This is a genomic window from Vibrio phycocola (genome assembly GCF_054404255.1).
In genome coordinates this window covers 387,527-412,250 of the sequence record NZ_JBTAMQ010000004.1, presented here as the reverse complement: position 1 = coordinate 412,250, position 24,724 = coordinate 387,527, and the positions used below count along the sequence as shown (strand labels likewise).

Genomic DNA, 24,724 nt, shown 5'->3' with positions numbered 1-24,724 from the left:
AATATACGTAAAATATTGTCCACTTCTTTTTTATCTAGTCTCTATCGTTCGTTGTTGGTTTGACTCATTTCCCAGCCTTATTAATATTATAGATTTTTGGCAGTTTTTCAGTTATGCGCCTACGCTTAAATTAGTAGCGAAACGCAATAACTAGGAAACCTATGGCAAAAACAAAAATGTGGCTCATTGGGAGCTCACTATGGCTTATGTTGGTCGGTGTAATTGCTGCTGTGGCCTTGCTTCCTGCCACACTGAACCAGAAAGTGCGCTTACCTAATACTGACATTCCTGATCCCTATGCAATTGTGTTTTTCGGCTTTCCCAGCTGCAGTGGCGCTTGCCCTCTAACATTGAGTTATTTATCTCAACTGGAACAGAATTGGGATAAAGATGAGGTGAAAATGCCTCAAGTTATCTTTATTAACATCGATAAAGACAGTACCCAGTATGCTTCGATGGAATATGCACAAGCATACAATTCAGAATTTATTGGTCATATGCCGAGTGAAACAGAGTTTGCCCAATATAAAGCCGACTTTGGATTGAATATTCACAAACTAAAAGATGATATCACTCATATGGCCAGGAGTTACCTTTTAAAACGAGAGCAAGACGAGTGGTCGATAATTAGAGCCTATAACCCAAATGAATACACGCTTGCGCAATTAAGTTCAGACCTTCAAAAACTGGAACCATAACTATGCTTAAATACTTTTTTATCTGCTATAGCAATAAGCTATCAACGAATATCAACGAGGCATTTAATCGTGACTTTAAACTCACTGATGGCGTCATGTTGAAGATTATATTTGCTTATTTCTTCCTAGTAACGTGTGTGACCTCTTGGCAAAACGGGTATTTTTACCTCGGTCTCATCGGCGGTGGTATTATCACAGCAATTTCAGTCATCGCTTATATGACAATCCGGGGAACAGTCGCATCTCGAGTAATTATGGCTACAGCTATTACCGCTTTCTTCGCCATTACCGCTCAACAAGCCAATGGCCTAGGTGAAGGTCATTTCGCTTACTTTCTAAACTTTATGATACTTTCACGATATCGCGATTACCTTCCTACGCTTGTAGGGTTAGTTCTTGGTGTAGTTTATCACGTTGGTCTTACTTACTGTCAGTCTATCGGAGCCGAGCTTGGCAACATCCCATTGATAATGTTCTCTTGGGGTGATGAAACGGCGTATGGTTTGTTGGCACCACTTGCCTACCATCTAGTTCTTGGCATCTTGGCATTTGCAGTTGCGTCATTCTATGTACTGGAAGGAAATAAAAAGTTTGTGGAATCTGAGTCTGTCATCGGTGCGATTGAAAAAGGTTATCAAGGTGATGTTTCTACTCGAATTGAAAATGTTGATGATTCCGTGCTCATTGATCAAACCAACAGTTTGTTTAGTAAGTTATCAAGCACTTTGATAAGCATGAATACAGTCTCAACCAACCTCGCTCAGCACACGTCTAACTTGAATAAATCCGCAGAGCGCTTATCGGATGATGCTTCGAATCAACAAGCAAGCATGACAACGATATCTGACTCACTTCAAGACATGTCTGCCGCAACAAATGAAGTCGCGGAAAGTGCCGAGCAAACCTCTCTTAGCTCTGCAGAATGCGTCAATCTCGCATCTGAAGGTATGCAAACCGCTGGAGAATTTAAAGAAACCATTCACGTTCTCGCAGGATCGGTTAATCAAGCATCCGGTATCATTAAAGAGCTTGAAAAAGGCAGTCAACATATTAATAGTATTGTTGCTACGATCAGTGGCATCGCTGAACAAACGAACCTACTCGCGCTTAATGCTGCAATTGAAGCAGCGAGAGCTGGAGATCAAGGTCGTGGGTTTGCCGTAGTTGCTGATGAAGTTCGTGTACTTTCCCAACGAACTCATGACTCTACTGAAGAAATAACCAAGATGATTTCTAGTCTATTAACCACAACCAACCAAGCTGTTGATACCATGAATAAATGTCAGAATCTAGCCGACTCAACCGTTGGCGGAGCCGATACGGTACATCATAACTTTTCGTCAATTTCGAGCGCCATCTCCTCCATTAATGCTCGAATTGAACAAATTGCAGCTGCAGCGGAACAGCAAGCGGTTACCAATGGACAAATTTCAGGCAACACCGATGACGCAGCTAAAACAACGCACTCTTTCCAATCCGAATCGAGTGAAATTTATCAACACGCAGACCAATTAAATGAACTAGCACAAGAGATGGTCTCACTACTGAAAGAATTTAAGCTTAGCGCATAACATAAACGAAGTGCCACCTTATAGTAACTGGGATTACTGGTGGCACTTTTACTTTACTCATTCGAAAACAATTTCACGAGTCGTACTAATTTCAATAACTGTCACGCTAGCTTGGGCTGTAAGAATTTGGCCTTTGAACTCACACAACACAGCCCAGAAACCGTCAACTCCCCTTCTACGCAATAAATACCTCGTCGTTGACGAGTAACCGTCGCACTGATATTGACAGTATCACCGAGCTTAATAGGTTGATGAAATCGCATATTCAATTCAGCCGTTAACGCGGGAATATTCTGCTGAAGCAAGCAATGTGTCATTGCTCCATCGATTAGTGAGCTTGCTATTCCACCATGTAGTAACCCTTGGTAACCTTGATGTCTCACTTCAACCACAAACTCAGCCTGTACCGACTGCTCATCTACCGGTGAATAGCTAATCCCGAGCCCAGCGGGCACATCAATACTCGAACCACATACAAAACAGTGTTGGTGCAATCTTTGAGCGTCGTTTAGACTGTCTAAATCCTGTGTTACACCCACCATAATTTGACTCATCGTTGGCAACATCTTCCTTTACCCTGTTTTTGTCCATGTTGTTGACGTTCGTCATCGCTACAACAACCACCGTTAGTTCGCCCATGTATGTGCTTGTGCTTGTGTTCGTGTTTATGCGCATGTTTGTGTTCGTGGTTACAACAACCTCCCGTTTTTTGCTTTTCACGATAGTTTATTGATTCACGCCCTTGGTCAGCAGTGGCTAACGTAGGCAATGCTTCCATATGTTCAAAAATACTCACCACGTCCAATCCACGTTGATTGACCTGCTTAACCACAATTTTTGAATCGAGAAGTTTTCCTAACATTCTTTCACCAACGTTTTTTACGACAACTTGACTCACTTGATACAAATTGAGTAATTCAACCAGTTTGCTCTTTCCTTCACAGCCTTTTTGCAATCCAGGATTTTCAAACTGCTTGATGAAATCACCGTTTTGGTTAAACAACGCAAATGAGCTTGCTTTAGTAAAATGATTTGATAGAGATTTATCTTGTAATGGCATCGCTATGTACATAATGTACTCCTTATTTAAATAGCATATGCTAAACATACACGTGTAAATATCATATGCCAATTATTTTGACCAAAGAAATGAGATAAAAAATCGATTAAGAGTGGGAGTAATCAGTGGAAGCCCTACAGCATTAAATGAAATGCCGTAAGGAAAGACGCGTAAGGAGGTGGCTGTTCTTACGACTCGGCGGTGTGCATCATGAGCGCTTTTCCGTTTACCAAGCAATCTGTCACTTTTAAACGAGCGGCTTTGACTAAGTTGGCCAGTGTTTGGCGTGAGACGCCCATAACAACTGCCGCCTCTTGTTGTAACATTCCTTGATAATCAACAAGGCGTAACGCTTCAAATTCATCAGGTTGTAAAAAAACTTGGTCTAGCTGTTTCATAGGAATACCGTTAGGCTTAAAACAACTATCTGCTGGAGAACCGCATATAATTCTTGGAATCTTAGGACGACCCATTACACAATGCCTTAAAATTGAGAAAATAATAACTGAACGAGTATTCAACTAGAAAGAGAGACAAAAAACAAGACTTTGCTTTCACCTTTCAATAGTTATTTAGGCGATTTGCCGCAAAAACACTCAGTGCTGATTGAATATAGCCATAATGCTAAGACTCGGGCTCTCATCATTGATAAAAACTTGTTGGTTGATTCCTTACGATAACTATATAGTGAGTCCAACGTTATTTAAGAGTGATTAAATGCAGACTCGTCAATTCGCAAACCTACAAATTGGCCTAACACCACGCTGGCGCGTACTCATTTTTTATTTGTACCTAGCCATCGCTCTGATCGCCGCGGTTCAAGTCGATAAATTCAGCAATGCGATCGCCATCCTCATGCTTTTTTCCGGAATAGCGTTAATAGCTTGGTTTATTATTCAGAAGTTATTAGTGAAGTACACCATGACACCAAGCCACTTTCAGCAGCACTTTTTTAAAGGTGGTTGGGTGGTAAAATGGAATAACATCTCAAGCATTGAAATGTGTTACATCGATCAGCAAGGTTACTCGCATCCATTACCATGGATTGGCATTAGACTAAAACAACCAGACCCATATTTGGATAGTATTTGTCCCCGTATCATTAGTGACCAATTACTAGAGCAACGTGCACTTTTGTATTCTGGATTAAAACAACAAGGGATGCGAAGTAAGTTTGAAGACTATATGCTCGATGACAGCCCATATACCAGTCCAAACGGCAAGATGTATAAAGGGTTACTGGCTATGATGGCAAATCGAATGCACTACCAACGACAAGCGATTGGTTTTGACATCTTTATTTCGATTCATGATTTAGGTTGCGATGCAGACGAGTTTATCGGTCTGGCTCGGCGCTATATCGCTGCCGCCGAGCCCGATTAATATCACACTAGTAAAGCGGCATTTCATCTGCAACAAATGGGTTGGAAGCACGTTCTTTACCAAACGTGGAGTTTGGTCCATGACCAGGTACAAACGTGACATCGTTGCCTAAAGGCCACAGTTTGGTTTTGATAGAGCTAATCAAGGTATCAAAGTCCCCTTTTGGAAAATCAGTGCGCCCGATGCTGCCGTGGAATAGAACATCACCAACAAACGCAAGCTGAGCACCTTGGCTATAAAATGTCACATGTCCTGGTGTATGACCCGGAGTATGCAAAACATCCAACGTTTGATTGCCGAATGCTATGGTATCGCCTTCAACCAACCATGTTGATGGTTCAAACACCTCGGTTTGAGGAAAACCGAACATTTCACATTGGTTTTTTAACCCTTGTAACCAGAAGTTGTCATCTTTATGAGGCCCAACAATCGAAACATCTCCTAAAATTTCAGATAGCGCTAATGTGCCACCAACGTGATCGAGATGTCCGTGAGTTAATATAAGTTGCTCAACCTCGACGCCCAACTCTTCGATCATCATTCCAAGTTGTTTAGCATCGCCACCGGGATCGACCACAACACCCTTCATCGTTTCATCGCACCAAACGATCGAACAATTTTGCGCATAGGATGTCACTGGAACAATCTGATATTTAAGAGACATAGTTCACCTTATTTACTGTATTTTTATACTGGAACTATGACACTGCTCCGGTAACTTGACAAGTAAACATTACACCCTAATACAGCGTTGATTTTTCAACGTCGATTACGAAAGAAACGAATTTGGTTGACTAGGAATCGATGACCAGTGGTTATCCCACTGAATAGAACCCGAATGTATAATGGGAGATGCCGGGAAATGACTTTCCACAATTTTAGCGGAACCGGAACTTATATAAAAAGCCTCATCAGCAACGACAACTCCAGACGCATCGGGTAAGGAGGCTAATTCAACTAAGTCACCACTGTGTTTATCCCAAATGCCATAACAATTACCGGGAGGCGACGTGGCAACAATGTAGTCGTTATTCGCCGCGATGCTCGCAATATAATGGTTAAATCGAGCCCATTGCTCCGGCTCCGCATTAAGTTCAACCATCGCTTGCCCCGGCCTATGCATGGCGACTAAAGCTGGATAGTTATCGGGTTCACCTCGGTATTGTTGACCACAAAGAATGGTTTCAGCACCATCGTGGGCAAGATGGCGAATACTAAGGTGATGATCCCCTAGCCTCACTTGATCGAGCAACTCACCTTCATCAGAGAGATACGCCAGTGATGGTGACATGCTATCAAGATTGGTCGGTTTTCGATTCTGAGTTTGAACACCACCAACACCAACCACTAACTGTCCATTATTTTTAATAACAATCTCATGAGGTCCGATACCAAACTCAGTGAATTCAGCTACTTTCTTATATCCTTGCTCAATTGAATAGACACCAATAATACCTTGGCTAGTCGCACTTTCACCTTCCGTAACGTAAAGTAGAGCACCGTCTAAGCTGTACACACCATGACCATAATAGTGACGATCTTTTGTGGCTAACTGCAGCTTAATCGTCTCACCAGTCAAGTAGTCAAACACCAACATGTATTGCCCTGGTCGTCGAGCAAACGCAACAGCATGAGACTGAGTAGGGTGAATCGCAATGCCGTGTCCTCGGCCCGGCAATGGCAACTCTCGCTGCATCTTGCCATCAAGACTGGCCACCACCACGCGATAATCACTGCGAGAAGAATACGAACACCCTATCAGCGCTGATCTCTTTTGGATTGCCGTACTCGCACAACCTAGAGGCAATAGTGGTAAGCTCGAACCCAATAACGCCGCTTTTAATAAAGTTCGTCTCGAACGATCAGTCACCATCGGTAGCATTAAACCCTATCACAACACCAAGCGCTACTGCCGCTTCTTGGTTCAATAAGTAATCAAGCTGTTCAATTTTATTCAATAAAGCTAAAGCTTGGCGGTAGCCAGCCTTAGTTTGCAGAGAGTCAAACAGATCGTCATTTTCTGGCCATTCGTTAAGTATGCTCAAAAATTGCTGTTCGACTCTATCTGCGATTACCTGATGCCCTTCTGCTCTGAGGTGAGTATCCAAACCATCATTCTCTACATGATATAACCTACTCAGTGCTTCTATATTGAGCCGCAGTAAATGCAACGAATATTTCGATCGCCACGCTTCAGAAAAATATGGTCGAGGTTGGCCGATATTAGCGAGAGGACGTGTCAACTTCGACGTCGCAAATGAAAGCTGATTTGACATTAAGGACAGGTATTCCGACTCCCATGTAGTCTCATCCAGCTCTAACCACGGATTACTCTGCCATGCATCAACAATAATGCTGCTGTTGCTAGACAAATGCTCCGTAACCGCGATACCAACTCGACACGCATCAGCTTGAGTACTGCTAAAGATGGGTGAAGCACTGTCAAATAAGAGCCACTCCATTGAACCTAACCCCTGGACTGACACACTCTGTTGACTCATATATTCCGAGCTAAGAGATTCACTCGTATTGACTAACTCAGTCATCTTACGCCCAGTGGTATTTTTCTTATCTGGCCAAAATTGAATATTCCAATTTTGCTCAAGTGCGTCTACTGGGCCGCGCTCCTGTCCTTGAAGTGCCATCCACTTTGAAGCAGTCGCGCGCCATGCTTGTTGCACATCCTCAAGTGATGTTTCACGACTACAGTATTGCTGAAAACTAGAAGTAAGAGCTTCAGTTTGTGTATAGAACTCCTGAGCCGCATTAAACTCGGCAAGATACACAGGTTGGCTAATATGCGTTGTTTGTTGAGGCTTAAACCCAGAAAGCGTGTCAGATGTTGAGCATCCTGCCAACCCGAGAAATCCCAAGCCTATGATCAGATTTTTTATTCGCATTCATTTCACCTATAAAGAATTTATAAACGCTTTCAATGCTTCACGTTCATTACGAGAGAGCTTTAATACGCGTTGTTTCACTAAGTCCGCTTCACCACCATGCCACAATACGGCTTCAAATGGTGTTCGTGCTCGGCCATCATGAAGGAAGTTAGCCTCTGAGCTCACTTCTTTGCTGTAACCTATCCCCCATAATGGGGCGGTACGCCATTCACGACCATTGGCCAACGCTTCAGGGCGATTGTCTGCTAGGTCTGGCCCCATGTCGTGCAAAAGCAAATCTGTGTACGGGTCAATAAGCTGCTGACTAAGTGCTGGTAACTCTGCATTTTCTGCGGTTCGAATATTCGACTTATGACACCCAGCACACCCGATTTCATTGAATATCGTTTCTCCACGAGCAACCTCTTCATTACTCATATTTCGACGAGCAGGGACAGCAAGATGCTGACTATAGAATTCGACGAAATTGAGTATATTATCACTAACTTCGTGCTCACCGCCATTAGGCTGCTCTGCACATATCTCTTGCTTAGAGCTACAATTAGCCGCGGGAAACAAACGGCTTGTGAGGCCAATATCATTGCTAAACGCGGCGGCATTTTGTTGCATTAATGTCGGCTGCCCAGCTTTCCATCCAAATCGCCCTAATTCTTGTTGCTCAGTTTCAACGTTATATACACGATTTGGTCGACCGGAGATACCATCACCATCCAAATCATCAGGGTCAGCGAATGACAAAATAGTCTCTTCACTAATATTCTCTAACAAACCCAGTCCAATCATGGCTGGAGCGATACGAGCCGAGATCATTGTATTGGGATGAAGTGGCCCATAATTAAGGTCTGCAATCGTAACGCTTGGTTTTCTCAATTCAACCGTAGCGCCATCCTCAAAGGTAACCGTTACGGGTTGATAATTCACTTCAACCCGACCTTCCGGCATCTGGTTTGGTAACGCGAAATCTTGCAACTGAGTTCCATATGTTGGCTCTGGGTTAACACCCAATTTTGCATACAACCGCCGTTCTTCTTCCGACTCAACAGGTATACTCATTCGAATCAACATCGAAACAGCAAGATCGGTTTGATTCGAAGGAGCATGGCCTCGCCCATCTTTGAGATGGCAGTTTTCACAACCGTTTGTGTTAAACAGCGGTCCTAAGCCATCTCGCGCATCGGTTGATGACGGTGCTGGCACCCAAGGATTACGAAAAAAACTGTTGCCAACACTAAAATCCAATTGCTTGGAAAGAGGTAAATTGGGTGCTGCTTGAGAATAAGCATTCGCTCCACGTTGCTGAGTCGTCGTTTTCCCACCCGAATACGGAGCCTCAGCAAATACGGAACCAACAATCATCAACGCCATCATTGAGCCAATCGATAGACGAGCCACTGTTGGAAGAAGTTGTATCATAAATTACTCTTTTGGTTAACACGACAAAACCCAGAGCTCGAATTATATAAAATTGCGAGGCTCTGGGTTCAATATTTACTCTGAATTACCTAATATATTAACGTCAAATATATTAAAATTCGTGATCTGCGGTATCAGGGTTCAAATTATCGATAGCCAAGATTCCTGCTGCTTTTTCAATAGCGGCTGTTTGCATAACTAAAGCAGAAATAGCACTGTTTACAATTTTATGCCCTTCGCTATTATTTGCTGCAATAAGCTGATCAAAATAGACATTATTTTTCTCAGCAGAATCAACAAGCGCGTGTACTTGCTTCAGGGTGTTATCAAATTCGCCTTGAATAGCTACAGCTTCAGTATCATTCTTTTGTTCGACAAGATCTTTGATACTTGGACCAGAAACCACTTCACCATTAATACGGGCATACTCTCCAGTAAAGACATTGTATACGCCTTGAGCATTATAGAAGTGAGAGTTATGAGTGTTATCTGAGAAACAATCATGCTCATCTTCTGTTGAATTCGCTTCCAAAGCCACTTTCATACGCTCACCAGCCAGTTCGCCTAGTGAAAGCGACCCCATACCAAACAGCATTTTACGTAGGCCATTTTCGGCACTTTCTGCTAGTAATGTCTGACGGTAATTATCAGATTGTTGTGCAGACCATTGCTGCTCCATCCATTCAAGGTCTTGAACCAATAGTTGTGCCGTCGCTTGTAAGTAATCACCGCGACGTTCACAATTACCATTGGTACACTGATCGCCATTCAGATAGTCGGTGTATGAGCGATTGCCGGCACCGGCATTGGTTCCATTGAGATCTTGTCCCCACAAAAGAAACTCAATCGCATGATAACCAGATGCAACGTTGGCTTCAGATCCGCCGACTTCATTTAAGCTGGCGATAAGCTCAGGGGTAATCTCTTTAGCATCAACCGTCGCTGCACCAATAGTCAAAGAGGTATTAGCAATAATATTTGCACTTGCACCTTCGTTACCTAATTCGTGTTGGTAGTCTTTTGCCACATAGTCAATCAGACCTTCATCAAGAGGCCATGCGTTTAATTGACCTTCCCAATCATCAACAATGGCATTACCGAAACGGAACACTTCAGACTGTTGATATGGAACTCGAGCAGCAAGCCAATCGACTTTCGCTTGTGCAAAAGTTTCTTGAGTCGGATTTGCTAAGAAATTTTCAATAGAATTGTTGAGTTTTTTAGCACTTATCAACGAATCTTCAAATACGGCGTGTGCCACATTCGCATAGTGTTCTACAACTTGGCTTTCGGTAATTTGAGCTGCATTTACGTTGGTTGCTGAAAGGGCAAGTGCCACAGCTGTCGATACTGATAGAGTTAATCTGGCTTTCATTAATGACTCTTCCTTGTTATTTTGTTGCTATAAATGTTAATGCAAATTATTATCATTGGCAATTGTATCGACTATACTAATGATAAAAATATTTTTTTCAACTACAAAAAGTAAGAAAGCCCCAACAAACGTTAGGGCTTTCTTACTTTTGAAAAAATAGGCTCAATGATTAAATATCGAGGTTATGGTTCCCGTGATCAACTTTCGCTTTTAGGTAGTCTTCATTACCCTGCTTTATGTGAGCAAGTGTATTAACCACTTCTGCGATTTCGATACCATGCTCGGCAAGTTCACGAACTTTCTTTGGATTATTAGTGATTAGCTTAATCGAATTGATATTCAACGCTTCTAACATTTGCGCCGCTTCACTAAAGTCTCTCATATCATCATCAAAACCGAGGTGACGATTCGCTTGATAGGTATCTAATCCTTCACTCTGTAAACGATAAGCATCGATCTTATTATATAAACCGATGCCACGCCCTTCCTGACGCAGATACAAAATAATCCCACCATGCTCACCCATCTTATTGATGGTTTCTTCAAGCTGTTCACCACAATCACAACGAGACGAATGAAACACATCACCCGTCAGACATTCGGAGTGCATTCTCACAAATGGCGTAGACTGCGACTTATCGGCAGATTTGAATATGATCGCTACGTGTTCTTTTTCCGTCTTAAGACCACTAAACGAGAGGATTTCAGCCTCTATATTACTTTTTGCACCGACTTTTAGATCAACTCTGGCTCTAACTTCCGCCATACATACTCTCACTCAGAAAATTAGCTTTAAACATTATAATGATTGTTACTAGCACTGTATCGTCAATTGTAACCTAGACAACCATGAGTCGACATGCAGTTAAATTCAATAAAACGACCAAATACGTTTGTTATATTATAACAAAGCAACTTAGAAATAACCTTGAATCTCGTTATATCAAAGAATCATTTCGACGCAGTGTTCAACGAAATAAGGATAAAAAAATACCGGGCCTTATCGACCCGGTATCAATGTACGGTCTAGAGTTTATTTCTCGTCGACGTCATTGTCATTTTTATCATCTTCAGGGTTAGAGCTATCAACGCTGTTGGCAGAATCGTCAGCATCGGCATCTAACACCGCTTGCTCTTCTTCTGTTAATTCCAACTCTTCGATCTCATCAATACGTTGTAAACCAACGACTTGCTCTTCTTCAGACGTTCGGATTAATGTGACACCTTGAGTGTTACGTCCTACTTGGCTTACTTCGGCCGAGCGAGTTCGTACCAATGTACCTGCGTTGGTGATCATCATAAACTCATCACCATCTGAGACTTGAACTGCGCCAACAACACTGCCGTTTCGCTCAGACACTTTGATAGAAACCACACCTTGAGTACCACGACCTTTGGTTGGGTACTCTGTCAAAGCTGTACGTTTGCCGTAGCCATTCTCGGTCACTGTTAGTACATTATCAGCTTCACTCGATGGAATGATCAGAGAAACAACTTGATCATTTTCTGCGAGTTTCATACCACGGACACCAGCAGCAGTACGACCCATTGGGCGAACACCTTTAAACTTGATTTCAGGATTACCGTTTTCATCAAGAACAGGGTTACCATTTTCATCAACAACAGGAATTTCTTCTGCTTCTTTAAAGCGAACAACTTTACCCGCTTTCGAGAACAGCATAATTTCACTGTCGCCATTGGTAATGTCTACGCCGATTAATGAATCATCTTCACGCAGGTTCAACGCTATCAATCCGTTAGAACGAACATTTGCAAACTGGTCTAATGACGTTTTCTTAACCGTACCATCACCTGTTGCCATAAAGATAAATTTCTCAGGAGAGAACTCACTCACAGGCAAGATAGCGGTAATGCGCTCGTTTTCCTCTAACGGAAGAATATTCACGATTGGTTTACCACGAGCAGTACGACTCGCTAGTGGTAGTTGATATACTTTAAGACGATACGTTTTGCCACGTGTCGAGAAACAAAGAATGTTATCGTGCGTATTCGCAACTAATAAACGCTCAATGTAATCCTCTTCTTTCATCTTAGTGGCACTCTTACCTTTACCACCACGACGCTGCGCTTCGTACTCATTAAGCAATTGATACTTCACGTAACCTTCGTGTGACAACGTCACTACAACATCTTCACGAGCGATAAGCTCTTCCATATCGATGTCATGGGTAGCAGCGGTAATCTCGGTACGACGAGCATCGCCAAAGGCATCACGAACTGTCTCTAATTCTTCACGGATAACTTCCATCAAGCGCTCAGTGCTTGAAAGAATCAGCATTAGTGCCGCGATATCTTCCAATAGTCCTTTGTACTCGTTCAAAATCTTCTCGTGCTCTAAACCGGTTAAGCGGTGTAGGCGAAGATCTAGAATCGCTTGAGCTTGTTGCTCTGTGAGGAAGTATTGACCATCACGAATACCAAACTCAGCCTCTAGCCACTCAGGACGTGCTGCATCTGTTCCTGCACGTTCGAGCATCGAAGCAACATTACCCAGGTCCCAGCCACGAGCCAACAAGCCAGCTTTCGCTTCTGCTGGACTTGGCGCTTTACGGATCAATTCAATGATTTCATCAATATTCGCAAGCGCGAGTGCAAGTCCTTCAAGGATATGAGCTCGGTCACGAGCTTTGCGTAATTCAAATATAGTACGACGAGTTACAACTTCGCGACGGTGGTTAACAAAACACTTCAACATTTCTTTCAAGTTGAACAGTTTTGGTTGGCCATTGTCGAGCGCAACCATATTGATACCAAATGTGGTTTGAAGCTGAGTTTGAGCGTATAGGTTGTTTAATACAACTTCGCCCACAGCATCACGCTTACATTCAATAACAATACGCATACCTTCTTTATCAGATTCGTCACGTAGTGCACTAATGCCTTCGACTTTCTTATCTTTTACTAACTCAGCAATTTTTTCGATTACACGAGCTTTGTTAACCTGATAAGGAATTTCCGTAATCACAATCGTTTCGCGACCGTTCTTATCGGCTTCAATATCCGCTTTCGAGCGCATGTAAACTTTACCGCGACCCGTTTTGTAAGCGTCAATAATACCTTTGCGCCCACTGATCAAAGCTGCAGTTGGAAAATCCGGTCCGGGAATATAATCAATAAGCTCATCAATCGTGATGTCTTCGTTATTAATATAAGCAAGACAACCATCGATTACTTCAGTTAAGTTATGCGGTGGGATATTGGTTGCCATACCAACCGCGATACCCGATGAACCATTGACAAGAAGGTTCGGTATCTTTGCTGGTAAAACGTCAGGAATCTGTTCCGTGCCATCATAGTTAGGTACGTAATCAACCGTATCTTTATCTAGATCAGCTAAAAGCTCGTGCGCAATTTTTGCCATACGAACTTCGGTATAACGCATCGCAGCAGCTGAGTCACCGTCAATGGAACCAAAGTTACCTTGGCCATCCACTAACATGTAACGTAGCGAGAACGGTTGAGCCATACGAACGATAGTATCGTACACTGCACCATCACCATGAGGGTGATATTTACCGATTACGTCACCAACCACACGGGCTGATTTTTTGTATGCTTTATTCCAATCATTGCCTAGTACATTCATCGCGAAAAGTACGCGTCTGTGTACTGGTTTTAAGCCATCTCGTACATCTGGAAGAGCACGACCAACGATAACTGACATCGCATAGTCAAGGTAAGAACCACGTAGCTCTTCTTCGATGTTGACGGGTGTTATCTCTTTAGCTAACTCGCTCATAGAGCCAATATCCCTCTATTTGTTCTTTCGTATTCTTATACGTATAAGGTTGGAAAATATAGCATAGATTTACACATGGGGGCATCTCTTTCCCATCGGTTTTAATGGGATGTGACATTTGTTGTGAATCAATTGGTTATAATATACTCAATCCATAGTTAAATGTCGATTCACCTCCCTATTTTACGACCGTATTTTGCTTTAAATTGGCTTTCTCTAGCCAGATTGCATCGACTAGGTATATTATTTTAATCTTAAGAGCTTAAACCCAACCTTGGTATCGTTCGTCGGTATCAATGAGTATTGATGTGTTAAAAAGAGTTAAACATGAATCAACCACACAATGTCGACCCAAAAGAAATACAAAAATTTGCTGATATGGCATCTCGCTGGTGGGATCTAAATGGTGAATTTAAACCGTTGCATCAAATCAACCCGCTGCGATTGCACTATGTTTTAACCAAAAGCGATGGCTTGTTCGGTAAAAAAGTTCTTGATGTAGGCTGCGGTGGCGGCATTTTATCAGAAAGTATGGCGCAACAAGGTGCTCACGTTACTGGACTTGATATGGGTAAAGAGCCACTTGAAGTTGCTCGATTACATGCGCTCGAAACAGGAACCAAGAACATCAACTATATCCAGTGTCCTGTGGAGGTTCATGCCAATGAGCACCCAGAAAGCTATGATGTAGTAACATGTATGGAAATGTTAGAACATGTTCCAGATCCTTTATCTGTTATCCAAGCATGTTCTAAGCTCGTTAAACCTGGCGGTCACGTATTTTTCTCCACGCTCAACCGAAATTTTAAATCTTACCTGTTTGCGATCGTAGGAGCAGAAAAACTGCTAAAAATCGTTCCTGAAGGTACGCACGATCATGAAAAGTTTATTCGGCCTTCAGAATTGATGTCGAAAATTGACAAAACCCCGCTTCAATCTAATGGTATTACAGGCATTGCCTATAACCCCTTAACCGACTCTTACAAGCTCAGTCAAAATGTTGACGTGAACTATATTGTACACACATTGAAACCATAAAATTCCGCTAGCACATCACTTGTATATGGTCACATTATTGTGCAACATTTGTGTACTAGGATCTCATTTTAACGCTTGATCTTTCACGACAAATTTTTGTCAAAGATCAAGCTGTTTTTTTTTGTTACCAGTTATAAATTAAGCAACTTTATCATTACATTTCTTCAAGTGCTTTTCATTTCTAAAACCATCAGTAAGTAACCACTAACTTTCTTGATGGAAAATTTTACTTATCCACAACCTGTCCAACGATTGTTACTTGCAATGACGTTACGATAGCACTATCTTGGTACTCGAAATTGATTTTACCCCTACATATAGTGTCTCAAGCATTATATGTAGACGTGAATTTATATCACAAAGCCGACAGTAGAAACTTTACAATAAGAAATTTAACCCTTCGGCTTTTCAGTTTTGTTAGGGAAATATAGTAGAATGAACCAGCAACTTACAGTCACCAAGCGTGACGGCCGCAAAGAAACCATCGATCTTGAAAAGATCCACCGAGTGATCACATGGGCAGCAGAAGATCTCAACAATGTATCTGTATCCCAAGTTGAACTTAAAGCTCAAATTCAATTTTATGATGGCATTACCACATCCGACATTCACGAAACCATAATTAAATCAGCCGCCGATCTAATCTCTGAAGAATCGCCAGATTATCAGTATCTTGCCGCTCGCCTAGCCGTCTTCCATTTACGTAAAAAAGCGTATGGTCAGTACACTCCACCAGAGTTGTACGATCATGTTACTGCGCTAGTTGAGTTAGGTAAGTACGACAAGCACTTAATGGAAGACTACTCGAAAGAAGAGTGGATCGAACTTGGAAAGTATATTGATCATCGTCGTGATCTTAATTTTTCCTATGCGGCTGTTAAGCAGTTAGAGGGGAAGTATTTTGTCCAAAACCGAGTCTCTGGAGATATTTATGAGAGCGCTCAGTTTCTTTATATCCTAGTATCAGCCTGTCTATTTGCTAACTATCCAAAAGAGACTCGCCTGAGCTACGTAAAGCGCTTTTACGATGCGACATCTAACTTCAAAATTTCATTACCAACGCCGATTATGTCAGGCGTTCGTACTCCTACGCGCCAATTTAGCTCGTGTGTATTGGTGGAATGTGGTGATAGCTTAAACTCAATCAACGCTACCGCAAGCTCAATTGTACGTTATGTCTCGCAACGCGCCGGAATTGGTATCAATGCGGGACGAATTCGTGCATTAGGATCAGAAATTCGCGGCGGCGAAGCATTCCATACTGGGTGTGTACCATTCTATAAGTATTTCCAAACAGCTGTAAAATGTTGTTCTCAAGGTGGCGTACGTGGTGGTGCAGCAACTGTTTTCTACCCACTTTGGCACCGTGAATCCCAATCGTTAATCGTGTTAAAAAACAACCGTGGTGTTGAAGAGAACCGCGTCCGTCATATGGATTATGGCGTTCAGTTAAATAAGTTAATGTACGCGCGCTTGGTAAAAGGCGGTGACATTACGTTATTCTCCCCTTCGGATGTCCCCGGTTTGTACGATGCCTTTTTCGAAGATCAGGCAGAATTCGAACGCCTATATGTTAAGTACGAAAACGATCCTTCAATCAAGAAGGAAACCGTTAAAGCAATCGAGCTATTCTCGTTATTAATGCAAGAACGAGCGTCAACCGGCCGCATTTATATCCAAAATGTCGACCATTGTAATACACACAGCCCATTTGATGCCTCTGTGGCTCCTGTACGTCAGTCAAACTTATGCCTTGAGATTGCGCTTCCAACCAAGCCTCTTGAAAACGTAGAAGATGAATCTGGTGAAATCGCCCTGTGTACACTGTCGGCGTTTAACCTTGGTGCTATTGAGTCTCTCGATGATTTTGCTGAGTTATCGGATCTAGTCGTTCGTGCACTTGATGCACTACTCGATTATCAAGATTACCCGCTTCCAGCAGCACACCGTTCATCGATGAATCGCCGAACGTTAGGTGTTGGTGTAATCAACTACGCTTATTACCTAGCGAAAAATGGCGTGAAATACTCTGATGGTAGCGCCAATAATCTGACCCACCGTACGTTTGAAGCGATGCAATATTACCTACTCAAAGCATCAGTGGAACTTGCAAAAGAACAAGGCCGTTGCTCTCTCTTCAACGAAACCAATTATGCGAAAGGGTTACTCCCAATCGATACCTACAAAAAAGATATCGATGATATTTGTGATGAGCCATTACATTACGATTGGGATGCATTGCGTGAAGAGATCATGGAATATGGTTTACGTAATTCAACGTTGACCGCATTAATGCCATCTGAAACTTCTTCACAAATTTCAAATGCGACCAACGGGATTGAACCACCGCGTGGTTATGTTTCGATTAAGGCGTCTAAAGACGGTATTTTGAAACAGGTTGTCCCTGAGTTCATCGAATACAAAGATAACTATGAACTGCTTTGGAATATCGGTTCAAATAATGGGTATCTGCATCTCGTTAGTATTATGCAAAAATTCGTCGACCAAGCGATTTCTGCCAATACGAATTACGATCCAAGTCGTTACGACTCCGGCAAAGTTCCTATGAAGCAACTTCTTCAAGACTTACTGACTGCATACAAATATGGTGTTAAAACGCTTTATTACCATAATACGCGTGACGGTGCTCAAGATGATCAGAAAGACGTTGCATCAGCAGACGATGATTGTTCCGGCGGAGCGTGCAAAATCTAACCTGCATTTCCCTAATTATTAGATTCCACTTATTTGCCCTCGGTAGAGGGCTTATGAAAGTTGAGGCAAAACATGGCTTACAGCACTTTTTCTCAGAACAAAAATGATCAATTAAAAGAACCAATGTTTCTTGGGCAACCGGTTAACGTTGCTCGCTATGATCAACAAAAATATGAAATCTTCGAAAAACTAATCGAAAAGCAACTGTCCTTCTTTTGGCGTCCAGAAGAAGTCGACGTTTCAAGCGACCGCATCGATTACAATAAGCTTCCTGAGCATGAACAACATATTTTTATCTCTAACCTAAAATATCAAACTCTACTCGATTCGATTCAAGGCCGCAGCCCTAACGTTGCTCTCCTTCCTTTGGTATCGCTTCCAGAACTCGAAACTTGGATCGAAACATGGTCATTCTCTGAAACAATACATTCACGCTCGTACACTCATATCATTCGTAATATCGTTAATGACCCTAGTACTGTGTTTGACGACATTGTCGAAAATGAAGAAATCATCAAACGAGCAAAAGATATTGCGTATTATTATGATGAATTGATTCAAGCAACCAATGACTATCATCGCTTTGGTGAAGGCACACACAAACTAAATGGTGACAACGTCACAGTTTCATTGATGGATTTGAAGAAAAAACTTTATCTCTGTTTAATGTCCGTAAATGCTTTAGAAGCCATCCGCTTCTACGTTAGTTTTGCCTGTTCTTTCGCATTCGCTGAACGAGAGCTCATGGAAGGTAATGCAAAAATCATCAAACTTATTGCCCGTGATGAAGCTCTTCACTTAACGGGTACACAGCATATGATTAATATGTTGCGCAATGGCCAAGATGACTTTGCGTTCGTTCAAATTGCTGAGGAATGTAAACAGCAATGCTTTGACCTGTTTAAGCAAGCTGCAGAACAAGAAAAAGAGTGGGCATCCTACCTCTTTAAAGACGGTTCAATGATTGGATTAAACAAAGATATTCTGTGCCAATACGTTGAATACATCACAAATATTCGAATGCAAGCCGTTGGCTTAGGCGTGGCTTACCCAGATTCGACTAGCAATCCTATTCCTTGGATCAATGCATGGCTTTCTTCTGATAACGTACAAGTTGCACCACAAGAAGCTGAAATAAGCTCATACCTTGTCGGTCAAATTGATAATGAAGTTAGCCTAGATGACTTTGAGGACTTCGAACTCTAATGTCACAACTACGGATAAACCAAAAAATCGTCGTCGAGTCTAACTCGTCCAACACACTTCTTGAAACCATGGAACAGTCAGGTTTAGAAGTCGAATATCAATGCCGAGAAGGGCATTGTGGTGCGTGTCGCTGCAAATTAGCGAAAGGCAACGTCGATTACGTTGGTTTTGCCATGGCCTATACCTCTGGAGACGAAGTACTCCCATGTATTAGCCGAGCCAATGGTGATGTAGAACTTGAAGAAGTTAATGTTCATTTAAATGTAAAAAGGGCATAGCCTGCCCTTTTTTATACCTTCCAGTCTTATCGCTTCCCAAGTGGGCATGTTGCCCATTTGAGTCGCTGATAAATCCTCAAAATTCACCTACTTTAATGATTCGATAGGCAAATAGATTTTCTTAATTGTTTTAGAAAAACGATATTCGCCAAATACCGGTTTACCTGTTAGATAGCGCAACAACATATCAGCGGCAATGGTACCAATAACAATTTTACTATCTTCATCGGAATAATCTCGATTGAATGAATGACTCTGAGCCCATTCTCCGTATGGTGTAGACAGGGCTAAAGTAAAGGTTCGGTTACGATATTCTCCGGTCGCGATGGCGATATCTGTTGCACTTTTCTCTTTTGTCGCTGCAGCTAATGCTAATGCTGCACTTAACGCATCCTTATCATCCATGGCACCAGCAACGTGTGAACTCAGTATCCAGCAACTGCCTCGCGCTTCGCTGATACTCGGGTCTGAAAATAACCAATTACTTAACCAACCACGCGTACTTTGCTCCGCGAGTGCTAAAGTTACTTCAGTTTTGGCAACGCAATCTCCTAAACGAGTCAACATGGTCTGATCGATACTAACGACCTTGTCTTCTACCTTATCTCTAATCTGTTCAATCAGCTCTAGCGCACCTTCATAATCCCCTTTAGGCCCAAAAACCTTGATTTCAATAAAAGGAATGTAAGAACGATAGCCAAGTTGATATTCAGGAGGTAACGGAATGGTCTCTAACCACTGAGCAAGTTCAGATTCAGAACTCCCGACCGTATATATACGATGACAATCCGACCCAACAAGTTCTGGAAAACGATGTTGAAGATCAGGAACAATTTGTTCTACAACCATCCGTTTAAATTCACTCGGTACACCTGGTGTAAAATAACAAAGGCACTCATTGATCACGCACTGAAAACCGCATGCGGTTCCAATTGGGTTATCAATAAATGTTGAGCCCGCTGGCAACATGGCTTGTTTGACATTGCTATCGGGCATAACTTGGTTGCGAGTTGCGAAAAAAGCATTCATTTGCTCGAGCCAATCTGGAAACAGCTCTAATTCCACACCAGCGACATTAGCAGCAACTTCTGTTGTAACATCATCGGATGTAGGACCAAGCCCCCCATTGACGATTAGGACATCTGAATTCAACGTCAGTAAGATCAACTCTTCGGTTAAAGCTTGGTGACTATCGCCGACCGTAGAACGTTTTGATAAGCTAAATCCCTCTTCAAAAAGAAGACCCGACAACCATGAAGCATTGGTATCAACAATATCCCCATGCAACACTTCTTCACCAGTACTTAACATTGCCAGTTTTAACATTTTTTACTCTCAACTTAGATGGTTAGTGCTATCGACAATAATGACGCGAACTTAATGAAATGGACATAACGGTTTACTTTACCTAATCCACATTTTTTGTATTTTAATCGCAATGAAGTTAGATCCCAACAGCAATTTCTAGCGACAACACGGCAATTCAAACTGCTGCATCTAAACTATTACAGTATAAGGAATAAAACGAATCACCTCATATATAACTGTCGGAGAATAATTATGATGTCTACATTTATCGTGAGTTTCATCGGTGAAGCAAACCCGAGCGATATTCAACAGCTGGCAACCATAACTCATGAAAACTTTGGAACTTGGCTCGTCAGCAAAGTCAATTTTCTCGATAGCCAAGTCGCTGCCGTAATTAAAATTGAATTACCCACTGAACATAAGGACGCGGTAATTGATGCGTTTATTTCTCATCCCAATTTAACTGCCAAGGTTAGCGAATGCAATCAAATCATCGATAACAACGATGAACATATCTACCAACTACGTATGGATGCTCGAGATCGAGCTGGAATTGTAAATGACATTACTCATCTGCTCGACAGCCAACGAGTACGTGTGCTCGATCTCAATTGTCAGCGTGTTTTTATAACGGGTAATTCAGGAATAAGCTCAACCATTTTTACCGCTAATATTTCGGTAAAACTTCCAAAACTACTCTCTATCGACGACATAATAAAAGAGCTGGAATCATTAAGTGAAGAAACTAAGGTAATGCTTGAAAATAGACAATGTAAATAAAACATTAATGCCATATGCTAAATATTATTTAATTCATACACTTATGACGAATAAATCTTGCAAATCACCTATTTCAAAACTATATGTTAGAAGAATAAAAAATATAGTTATTATTATTTAAGCTAATGATTTAAATGACAATAATATACATACGAACTTAAACACATAATATTAATACGAAATTGATTGCATATTTATATAAACCAATACTCATAATAAAAAATATAAATTTAGACTCAAATATATACATTTAAAGTAATAACTAATTTGTCCTTTGGCTAAGGTGGTAACATTGATGTTTTTAAAAAATATGAGAGTGAGCTGCAAGCCTGCTTTGATCATTGGTGTGGGTGTTGTAGGGTTTATCGCACTACTCGTCATATCCGAAAACGCTCTTAAACGAAACTTATTCCATGAAAAAGAAGCACGTCTTAGTGCGGTCGTTCATTCCACTATTTCACAAATCGAGTACCTCACCAATACACTTCCCACTGACCAAGCTGAAATTCAAGCGAAAGCACTTATCAATGCAACTCGCTTTGACGGAGATAATTATCTATACGTAATTGACACAAATCGCTATCTTTTGGCTCACCCCAATGCAGGTTTGATTGGTAAACAGATGGGGAGTCGTGATGTCAATGCCAAGGATCACTTTTGGTTTCAGATGGTCGAGGTAGGTGTGGCAGGTGGCACTGTAATGTATCCATGGCAAGATACCAATGGTAAACCAGCAGACAAGCTCGCTTATGTTGATTCGGTTCCATCACTTGGCTGGATTGTTGGCGCTGGAATGTTAACAAATACCATCAATGCAGAAATCAATCAGCAATACCTTCAAATGGGGCTTATTACATTAGCAATATCTGCTGTGATGGGCATATGCGGGTACATTATTAGCAAAGCGATTGTTGTGCCACTTAAAGCCATTCAGGGCGCTATGGACAAAGTTGCTAAGGGCGATCTTACTGCCGAAATTCCCACGTATGGAACTGACGAGATTGGCGTAGTCGCGTTACAGACTACCAAAAGTTTAGCGTCAATTCGAGAAGCATTGGGTAGCTCAGTTCAGTCATCGAGAAACCTTGCTGACGCAGCGACTCGAATTGCTTCTTCAGCCGAAGAAACATCGACCGCTGTAATGAGTCAACGCGACCAATTAAATCAATTAGCCACGGCGATGAACCAAATGAGCACGACAGTCGCTGAGGTTGCCAATAATGCCGAATCCACTGCAAATGACACAGAAGAAGCGACTCGTGAAGCAGGAAAAGGCAGCCAAGATTTAGTTTCAAATGTCGAGAGTATTCAGTCATTGGTTACTGAACTAGATTCTGCAACAGATCAAGTCGAAAAGCTCAAAGAAGGCGTGATGGAAATTAGTGAAGTCACCTCCGTAATTACCGGTATTTCAGAGCAAACCAACCTACTAGCACTTAATGCAGCAATTGAAGCAGCTCGTGCCGGTGAACAAGGTCGTGGTTTTGCCGTTGTTGCTGATGAAGTTAGGAACCTAGCTGCAAGAACCAGCCAGTCAACCGAAGAAATTCAAAGCACCATTAACCGCTTACAAGGTTTAGCTTTGGGTACTGCTGATGTAATGAAGCGCAGTCAAGACTTAGCTCATAACAGTGTTAAACAAGCAGAGAGTTGTGGTTCTGATCTTGATTTAATTGAAGGACACATTCGCCATGTTAATGAAAGTGTTGTACAGATTGCAACCGCTGCTGAAGAGCAGAATGCCGTGACAGAAGACATGAACCGTAATGTCGCTGGAATCAGTGATTCAGCATTAGAAATGTCTCAAGCGGCCAATCATTTGGCCAGCGAGAGTGAAACACTTGCGGATATGTCTCGTCAACTCGATGACAGGCTTGCCCAGTTCACGATTTAAACACTCGGTCAAACAATACTCGATCCTAAAACAACAGGATAATAAAAACGCCAGAAGATGAATAATCTTTTGGCGTTTTTTATTACCTTAAATCAATCAGTTAGCTTGCTTCAGTTACTTCAAACACTAGCACTTAGCTCACCGACCACTGAGAAAGAGAACGTTTGAAATCATCATAGCCAAACTCATTAAGTTTTTCGATTCGTCCATCTTGGCGTTGACAATACACCGAAGGCATCTTCAAACCATTAAACCAATTCAATTTGACCATTGTGTAACCTGCACTGTCTAAGATATGAAGCTTTTGTCCAATCTCTAAGGGTTGATCAAACTTGGCAACACAGAACTGGTCCCCCGCCAAACAAGAGCACGACCCGATGACATATTCATATTGCCCATTTTCTGAAGCTTCTAAAATTTCCGCAGGTTCATTATAAATTAACGTATCAAGCCGATGAGCTTCTGTCGCAGAATCGACGATGGCAGTTTTCATTTCATTCTCGACAATATCGACAACCGTCACCACTAAGTCTGTCGTCTTGGTGATAATGGCTTCTCCCGGCTCTAGGTAAAGTTGAACTCCATGTTTATCAGCAAAGGCTCTCAGTGCCGCAGCAAGCTTTTCAATTTCATAATCGGGCCATGTGAAGAACACACCACCACCTAAACTGACCCAATCTAATTGATCGAGGTACTCTCCAAAGTCGTTAGATATTGAATCAAGTAACCAAATAAAAGCGTCGGCATCTTTATTCTCACAATTCATATGGAACATCACACCATCGATTGTCTCAAACACCGCTGGTTCAATATGATTCGTTTGTACCCCTAGGCGTGAATAAGTTCTCGCTGGATTCGCTAAATCTTGCCCCGCATAACTCACACCCGGGTTTAATCGCAGTCCGATTGAAGCTTTACCTTCAACAAGATGACGGTATGCGGCAAGTTGACTTTGCGAGTTGAAAATCATTTTGTTGCAGATATCCGCAACTTCAACAACATCCCGCTCACTGTAGCCAACACTATACGCGTGCGTTTCACCACCAAACGTCTCATGCCCTAATTTTACTTCATAAGGCCCAGAGCTTGTTGTACCGTCCAAATAGGGTTTAATGATGTCAAACACGCCCCACGTCGAGAAACACTTAAGAGCAAGCACCAGCTTAACCCCAGAGAGTGTCTTCAACCGTGCCGCTATCTCGAGGTTTCGAATCAACTTAGATTCATCGATCATAAAATAAGGTGTATTAAGAGATGATAGTTCCATCTTACTCGACTCCTAATCATCGGAATAATGGCTCAGCAGCTCATCGCTCCGAATAAAATAAAAACAGCCACAGTA

21 protein-coding genes are annotated in these 24,724 nt (G+C 42.0%); 9 read left to right on the top strand and 12 right to left on the bottom strand.

Annotated elements, in window-relative coordinates; all coding sequences use genetic code 11:
* The first annotated feature begins 161 nt into the window (after positions 1-161).
* Positions 162-698 (top strand): SCO family protein, encoded by a 537-nt coding sequence (locus tag ACXJY6_RS08120; protein WP_458768011.1) that lies wholly within the window; start codon positions 162-164, stop codon positions 696-698.
* A gap of 2 nt (positions 699-700) precedes the next feature.
* Positions 701-2,269, top strand: coding sequence for a methyl-accepting chemotaxis protein (locus ACXJY6_RS08115; RefSeq protein WP_456049638.1), 1,569 nt, complete (start codon positions 701-703; stop codon positions 2,267-2,269).
* 101 nt (positions 2,270-2,370) lie between these two features.
* Here ACXJY6_RS08115 and ACXJY6_RS08110 read toward each other — a convergent pair whose 3' ends face one another.
* The 3 genes from ACXJY6_RS08110 to ACXJY6_RS08100 form a co-directional block, all read right to left on the bottom strand.
* Positions 2,371-2,823 carry a PaaI family thioesterase gene (locus ACXJY6_RS08110; RefSeq protein WP_458768010.1) on the bottom strand — a complete coding sequence of 151 codons (453 nt, stop codon included), beginning with the start codon at positions 2,821-2,823 and terminating at the stop codon, positions 2,371-2,373.
* Entirely contained in the window at positions 2,820-3,341 is a 522-nt protein-coding gene (locus ACXJY6_RS08105; RefSeq protein WP_458768009.1) for a NifB/NifX family molybdenum-iron cluster-binding protein, read from the bottom strand. The genes ACXJY6_RS08110 and ACXJY6_RS08105 overlap by 4 nt, the downstream gene beginning before the upstream one ends.
* Positions 3,342-3,517: 176 nt before the next feature.
* A complete protein-coding gene (locus tag ACXJY6_RS08100; protein WP_456049635.1) occupies positions 3,518-3,802 on the bottom strand; it encodes a DUF134 domain-containing protein in 285 nt (94 codons plus the stop codon).
* 244 nt (positions 3,803-4,046) lie between these two features.
* Here ACXJY6_RS08100 and ACXJY6_RS08095 point away from each other — a divergent pair, with 244 nt between their 5' ends.
* Positions 4,047-4,712: a DUF2982 domain-containing protein gene (locus tag ACXJY6_RS08095; RefSeq protein WP_458768008.1), complete on the top strand. Its 666-nt coding sequence runs from the start codon at positions 4,047-4,049 to the stop codon at positions 4,710-4,712.
* A gap of 7 nt (positions 4,713-4,719) precedes the next feature.
* On the opposite strand, the gene ACXJY6_RS08090 is transcribed toward ACXJY6_RS08095, so the two are convergent.
* The 7 genes from ACXJY6_RS08090 to gyrA form a co-directional block, all read right to left on the bottom strand.
* Positions 4,720-5,376, bottom strand: coding sequence for an MBL fold metallo-hydrolase (locus ACXJY6_RS08090; protein WP_458768007.1), 657 nt, complete (start codon positions 5,374-5,376; stop codon positions 4,720-4,722).
* A 105-nt stretch (positions 5,377-5,481) separates the two neighbouring features.
* The gene (locus ACXJY6_RS08085; protein ID WP_458768006.1) at positions 5,482-6,594 is read right to left on the bottom strand and encodes a DUF1513 domain-containing protein; all 1,113 of its coding nucleotides are present in this window, start codon (positions 6,592-6,594) and stop codon (positions 5,482-5,484) included.
* Entirely contained in the window at positions 6,575-7,612 is a 1,038-nt protein-coding gene (locus ACXJY6_RS08080) for an imelysin family protein (protein WP_458768005.1), read from the bottom strand. Before ACXJY6_RS08080 ends, ACXJY6_RS08085 begins: the two co-directional genes overlap by 20 nt.
* A gap of 9 nt (positions 7,613-7,621) precedes the next feature.
* On the bottom strand, positions 7,622-9,028 hold the full coding sequence (locus ACXJY6_RS08075; RefSeq protein WP_458768004.1) for a di-heme oxidoreductase family protein: 1,407 nt from the start codon (positions 9,026-9,028) through the stop codon (positions 7,622-7,624).
* 112 nt (positions 9,029-9,140) lie between these two features.
* Positions 9,141-10,403: an imelysin family protein gene (locus tag ACXJY6_RS08070; RefSeq protein WP_456049629.1), complete on the bottom strand. Its 1,263-nt coding sequence runs from the start codon at positions 10,401-10,403 to the stop codon at positions 9,141-9,143.
* 169 nt (positions 10,404-10,572) lie between these two features.
* Positions 10,573-11,169 carry a GTP cyclohydrolase II gene (locus ACXJY6_RS08065; RefSeq protein WP_456049628.1) on the bottom strand — a complete coding sequence of 199 codons (597 nt, stop codon included), beginning with the start codon at positions 11,167-11,169 and terminating at the stop codon, positions 10,573-10,575.
* A 267-nt stretch (positions 11,170-11,436) separates the two neighbouring features.
* Complete coding sequence (gene gyrA, locus ACXJY6_RS08060) at positions 11,437-14,163, bottom strand: DNA topoisomerase (ATP-hydrolyzing) subunit A (protein WP_458768003.1); 2,727 nt, start codon at positions 14,161-14,163, stop codon at positions 11,437-11,439.
* 327 nt (positions 14,164-14,490) lie between these two features.
* On the opposite strand from gyrA, the gene ubiG reads away from it, so the two are divergent.
* From ubiG to yfaE, 4 genes are all read left to right on the top strand, one after another.
* Positions 14,491-15,201: a bifunctional 2-polyprenyl-6-hydroxyphenol methylase/3-demethylubiquinol 3-O-methyltransferase UbiG gene (ubiG, locus tag ACXJY6_RS08055; protein ID WP_456049626.1), complete on the top strand. Its 711-nt coding sequence runs from the start codon at positions 14,491-14,493 to the stop codon at positions 15,199-15,201.
* Positions 15,202-15,636: 435 nt separating this feature from the next.
* Entirely contained in the window at positions 15,637-17,916 is a 2,280-nt protein-coding gene (gene nrdA / locus ACXJY6_RS08050) for a class 1a ribonucleoside-diphosphate reductase subunit alpha (protein WP_456049625.1), read from the top strand.
* Positions 17,917-17,988: 72 nt separating this feature from the next.
* Positions 17,989-19,122 carry a class Ia ribonucleoside-diphosphate reductase subunit beta gene (gene nrdB / locus ACXJY6_RS08045; protein WP_456049624.1) on the top strand — a complete coding sequence of 378 codons (1,134 nt, stop codon included), beginning with the start codon at positions 17,989-17,991 and terminating at the stop codon, positions 19,120-19,122.
* Positions 19,122-19,400 (top strand): class I ribonucleotide reductase maintenance protein YfaE, encoded by a 279-nt coding sequence (yfaE, locus tag ACXJY6_RS08040; protein WP_456049623.1) that lies wholly within the window; start codon positions 19,122-19,124, stop codon positions 19,398-19,400. The genes nrdB and yfaE overlap by 1 nt, the downstream gene beginning before the upstream one ends.
* 87 nt (positions 19,401-19,487) lie before the next feature.
* Here yfaE and ACXJY6_RS08035 read toward each other — a convergent pair whose 3' ends face one another.
* Positions 19,488-20,726, bottom strand: coding sequence for a CinA family nicotinamide mononucleotide deamidase-related protein (locus ACXJY6_RS08035; protein ID WP_458768002.1), 1,239 nt, complete (start codon positions 20,724-20,726; stop codon positions 19,488-19,490).
* 234 nt (positions 20,727-20,960) lie between these two features.
* Between ACXJY6_RS08035 and ACXJY6_RS08030 the strand changes: the two genes are divergently transcribed.
* Together ACXJY6_RS08030 and ACXJY6_RS08025 are read left to right on the top strand one after the other, a co-directional pair.
* Complete coding sequence (locus ACXJY6_RS08030; RefSeq protein WP_456049621.1) at positions 20,961-21,488, top strand: glycine cleavage system transcriptional repressor; 528 nt, start codon at positions 20,961-20,963, stop codon at positions 21,486-21,488.
* A gap of 292 nt (positions 21,489-21,780) precedes the next feature.
* Positions 21,781-23,382 (top strand): methyl-accepting chemotaxis protein, encoded by a 1,602-nt coding sequence (locus ACXJY6_RS08025; protein ID WP_458768001.1) that lies wholly within the window; start codon positions 21,781-21,783, stop codon positions 23,380-23,382.
* A 133-nt stretch (positions 23,383-23,515) separates the two neighbouring features.
* Here the strand turns inward: ACXJY6_RS08025 and nspC are convergent, their stop codons facing one another.
* Entirely contained in the window at positions 23,516-24,649 is a 1,134-nt protein-coding gene (gene nspC, locus ACXJY6_RS08020) for a carboxynorspermidine decarboxylase (RefSeq protein ID WP_458768000.1), read from the bottom strand.
* Positions 24,650-24,724: the final 75 nt, after the last annotated feature.

Coding starts and splice junctions, on each gene's coding strand:
- ACXJY6_RS08120 (WP_458768011.1), top strand. CDS start 162: ATGGCAAAAACAAAAATGTGGCTCATTGGGAGCTCACTATGGCTTATG.
- ACXJY6_RS08115 (WP_456049638.1), top strand. CDS start 701: ATGCTTAAATACTTTTTTATCTGCTATAGCAATAAGCTATCAACGAAT.
- ACXJY6_RS08110 (WP_458768010.1), bottom strand. CDS start 2,823: ATGAGTCAAATTATGGTGGGTGTAACACAGGATTTAGACAGTCTAAAC.
- ACXJY6_RS08105 (WP_458768009.1), bottom strand. CDS start 3,341: ATGTACATAGCGATGCCATTACAAGATAAATCTCTATCAAATCATTTT.
- ACXJY6_RS08100 (WP_456049635.1), bottom strand. CDS start 3,802: ATGGGTCGTCCTAAGATTCCAAGAATTATATGCGGTTCTCCAGCAGAT.
- ACXJY6_RS08095 (WP_458768008.1), top strand. CDS start 4,047: ATGCAGACTCGTCAATTCGCAAACCTACAAATTGGCCTAACACCACGC.
- ACXJY6_RS08090 (WP_458768007.1), bottom strand. CDS start 5,376: ATGTCTCTTAAATATCAGATTGTTCCAGTGACATCCTATGCGCAAAAT.
- ACXJY6_RS08085 (WP_458768006.1), bottom strand. CDS start 6,594: ATGCTACCGATGGTGACTGATCGTTCGAGACGAACTTTATTAAAAGCG.
- ACXJY6_RS08080 (WP_458768005.1), bottom strand. CDS start 7,612: ATGCGAATAAAAAATCTGATCATAGGCTTGGGATTTCTCGGGTTGGCA.
- ACXJY6_RS08075 (WP_458768004.1), bottom strand. CDS start 9,028: ATGATACAACTTCTTCCAACAGTGGCTCGTCTATCGATTGGCTCAATG.
- ACXJY6_RS08070 (WP_456049629.1), bottom strand. CDS start 10,403: ATGAAAGCCAGATTAACTCTATCAGTATCGACAGCTGTGGCACTTGCC.
- ACXJY6_RS08065 (WP_456049628.1), bottom strand. CDS start 11,169: ATGGCGGAAGTTAGAGCCAGAGTTGATCTAAAAGTCGGTGCAAAAAGT.
- gyrA (WP_458768003.1), bottom strand. CDS start 14,163: ATGAGCGAGTTAGCTAAAGAGATAACACCCGTCAACATCGAAGAAGAG.
- ubiG (WP_456049626.1), top strand. CDS start 14,491: ATGAATCAACCACACAATGTCGACCCAAAAGAAATACAAAAATTTGCT.
- nrdA (WP_456049625.1), top strand. CDS start 15,637: ATGAACCAGCAACTTACAGTCACCAAGCGTGACGGCCGCAAAGAAACC.
- nrdB (WP_456049624.1), top strand. CDS start 17,989: ATGGCTTACAGCACTTTTTCTCAGAACAAAAATGATCAATTAAAAGAA.
- yfaE (WP_456049623.1), top strand. CDS start 19,122: ATGTCACAACTACGGATAAACCAAAAAATCGTCGTCGAGTCTAACTCG.
- ACXJY6_RS08035 (WP_458768002.1), bottom strand. CDS start 20,726: ATGTTAAAACTGGCAATGTTAAGTACTGGTGAAGAAGTGTTGCATGGG.
- ACXJY6_RS08030 (WP_456049621.1), top strand. CDS start 20,961: ATGATGTCTACATTTATCGTGAGTTTCATCGGTGAAGCAAACCCGAGC.
- nspC (WP_458768000.1), bottom strand. CDS start 24,649: ATGGAACTATCATCTCTTAATACACCTTATTTTATGATCGATGAATCT.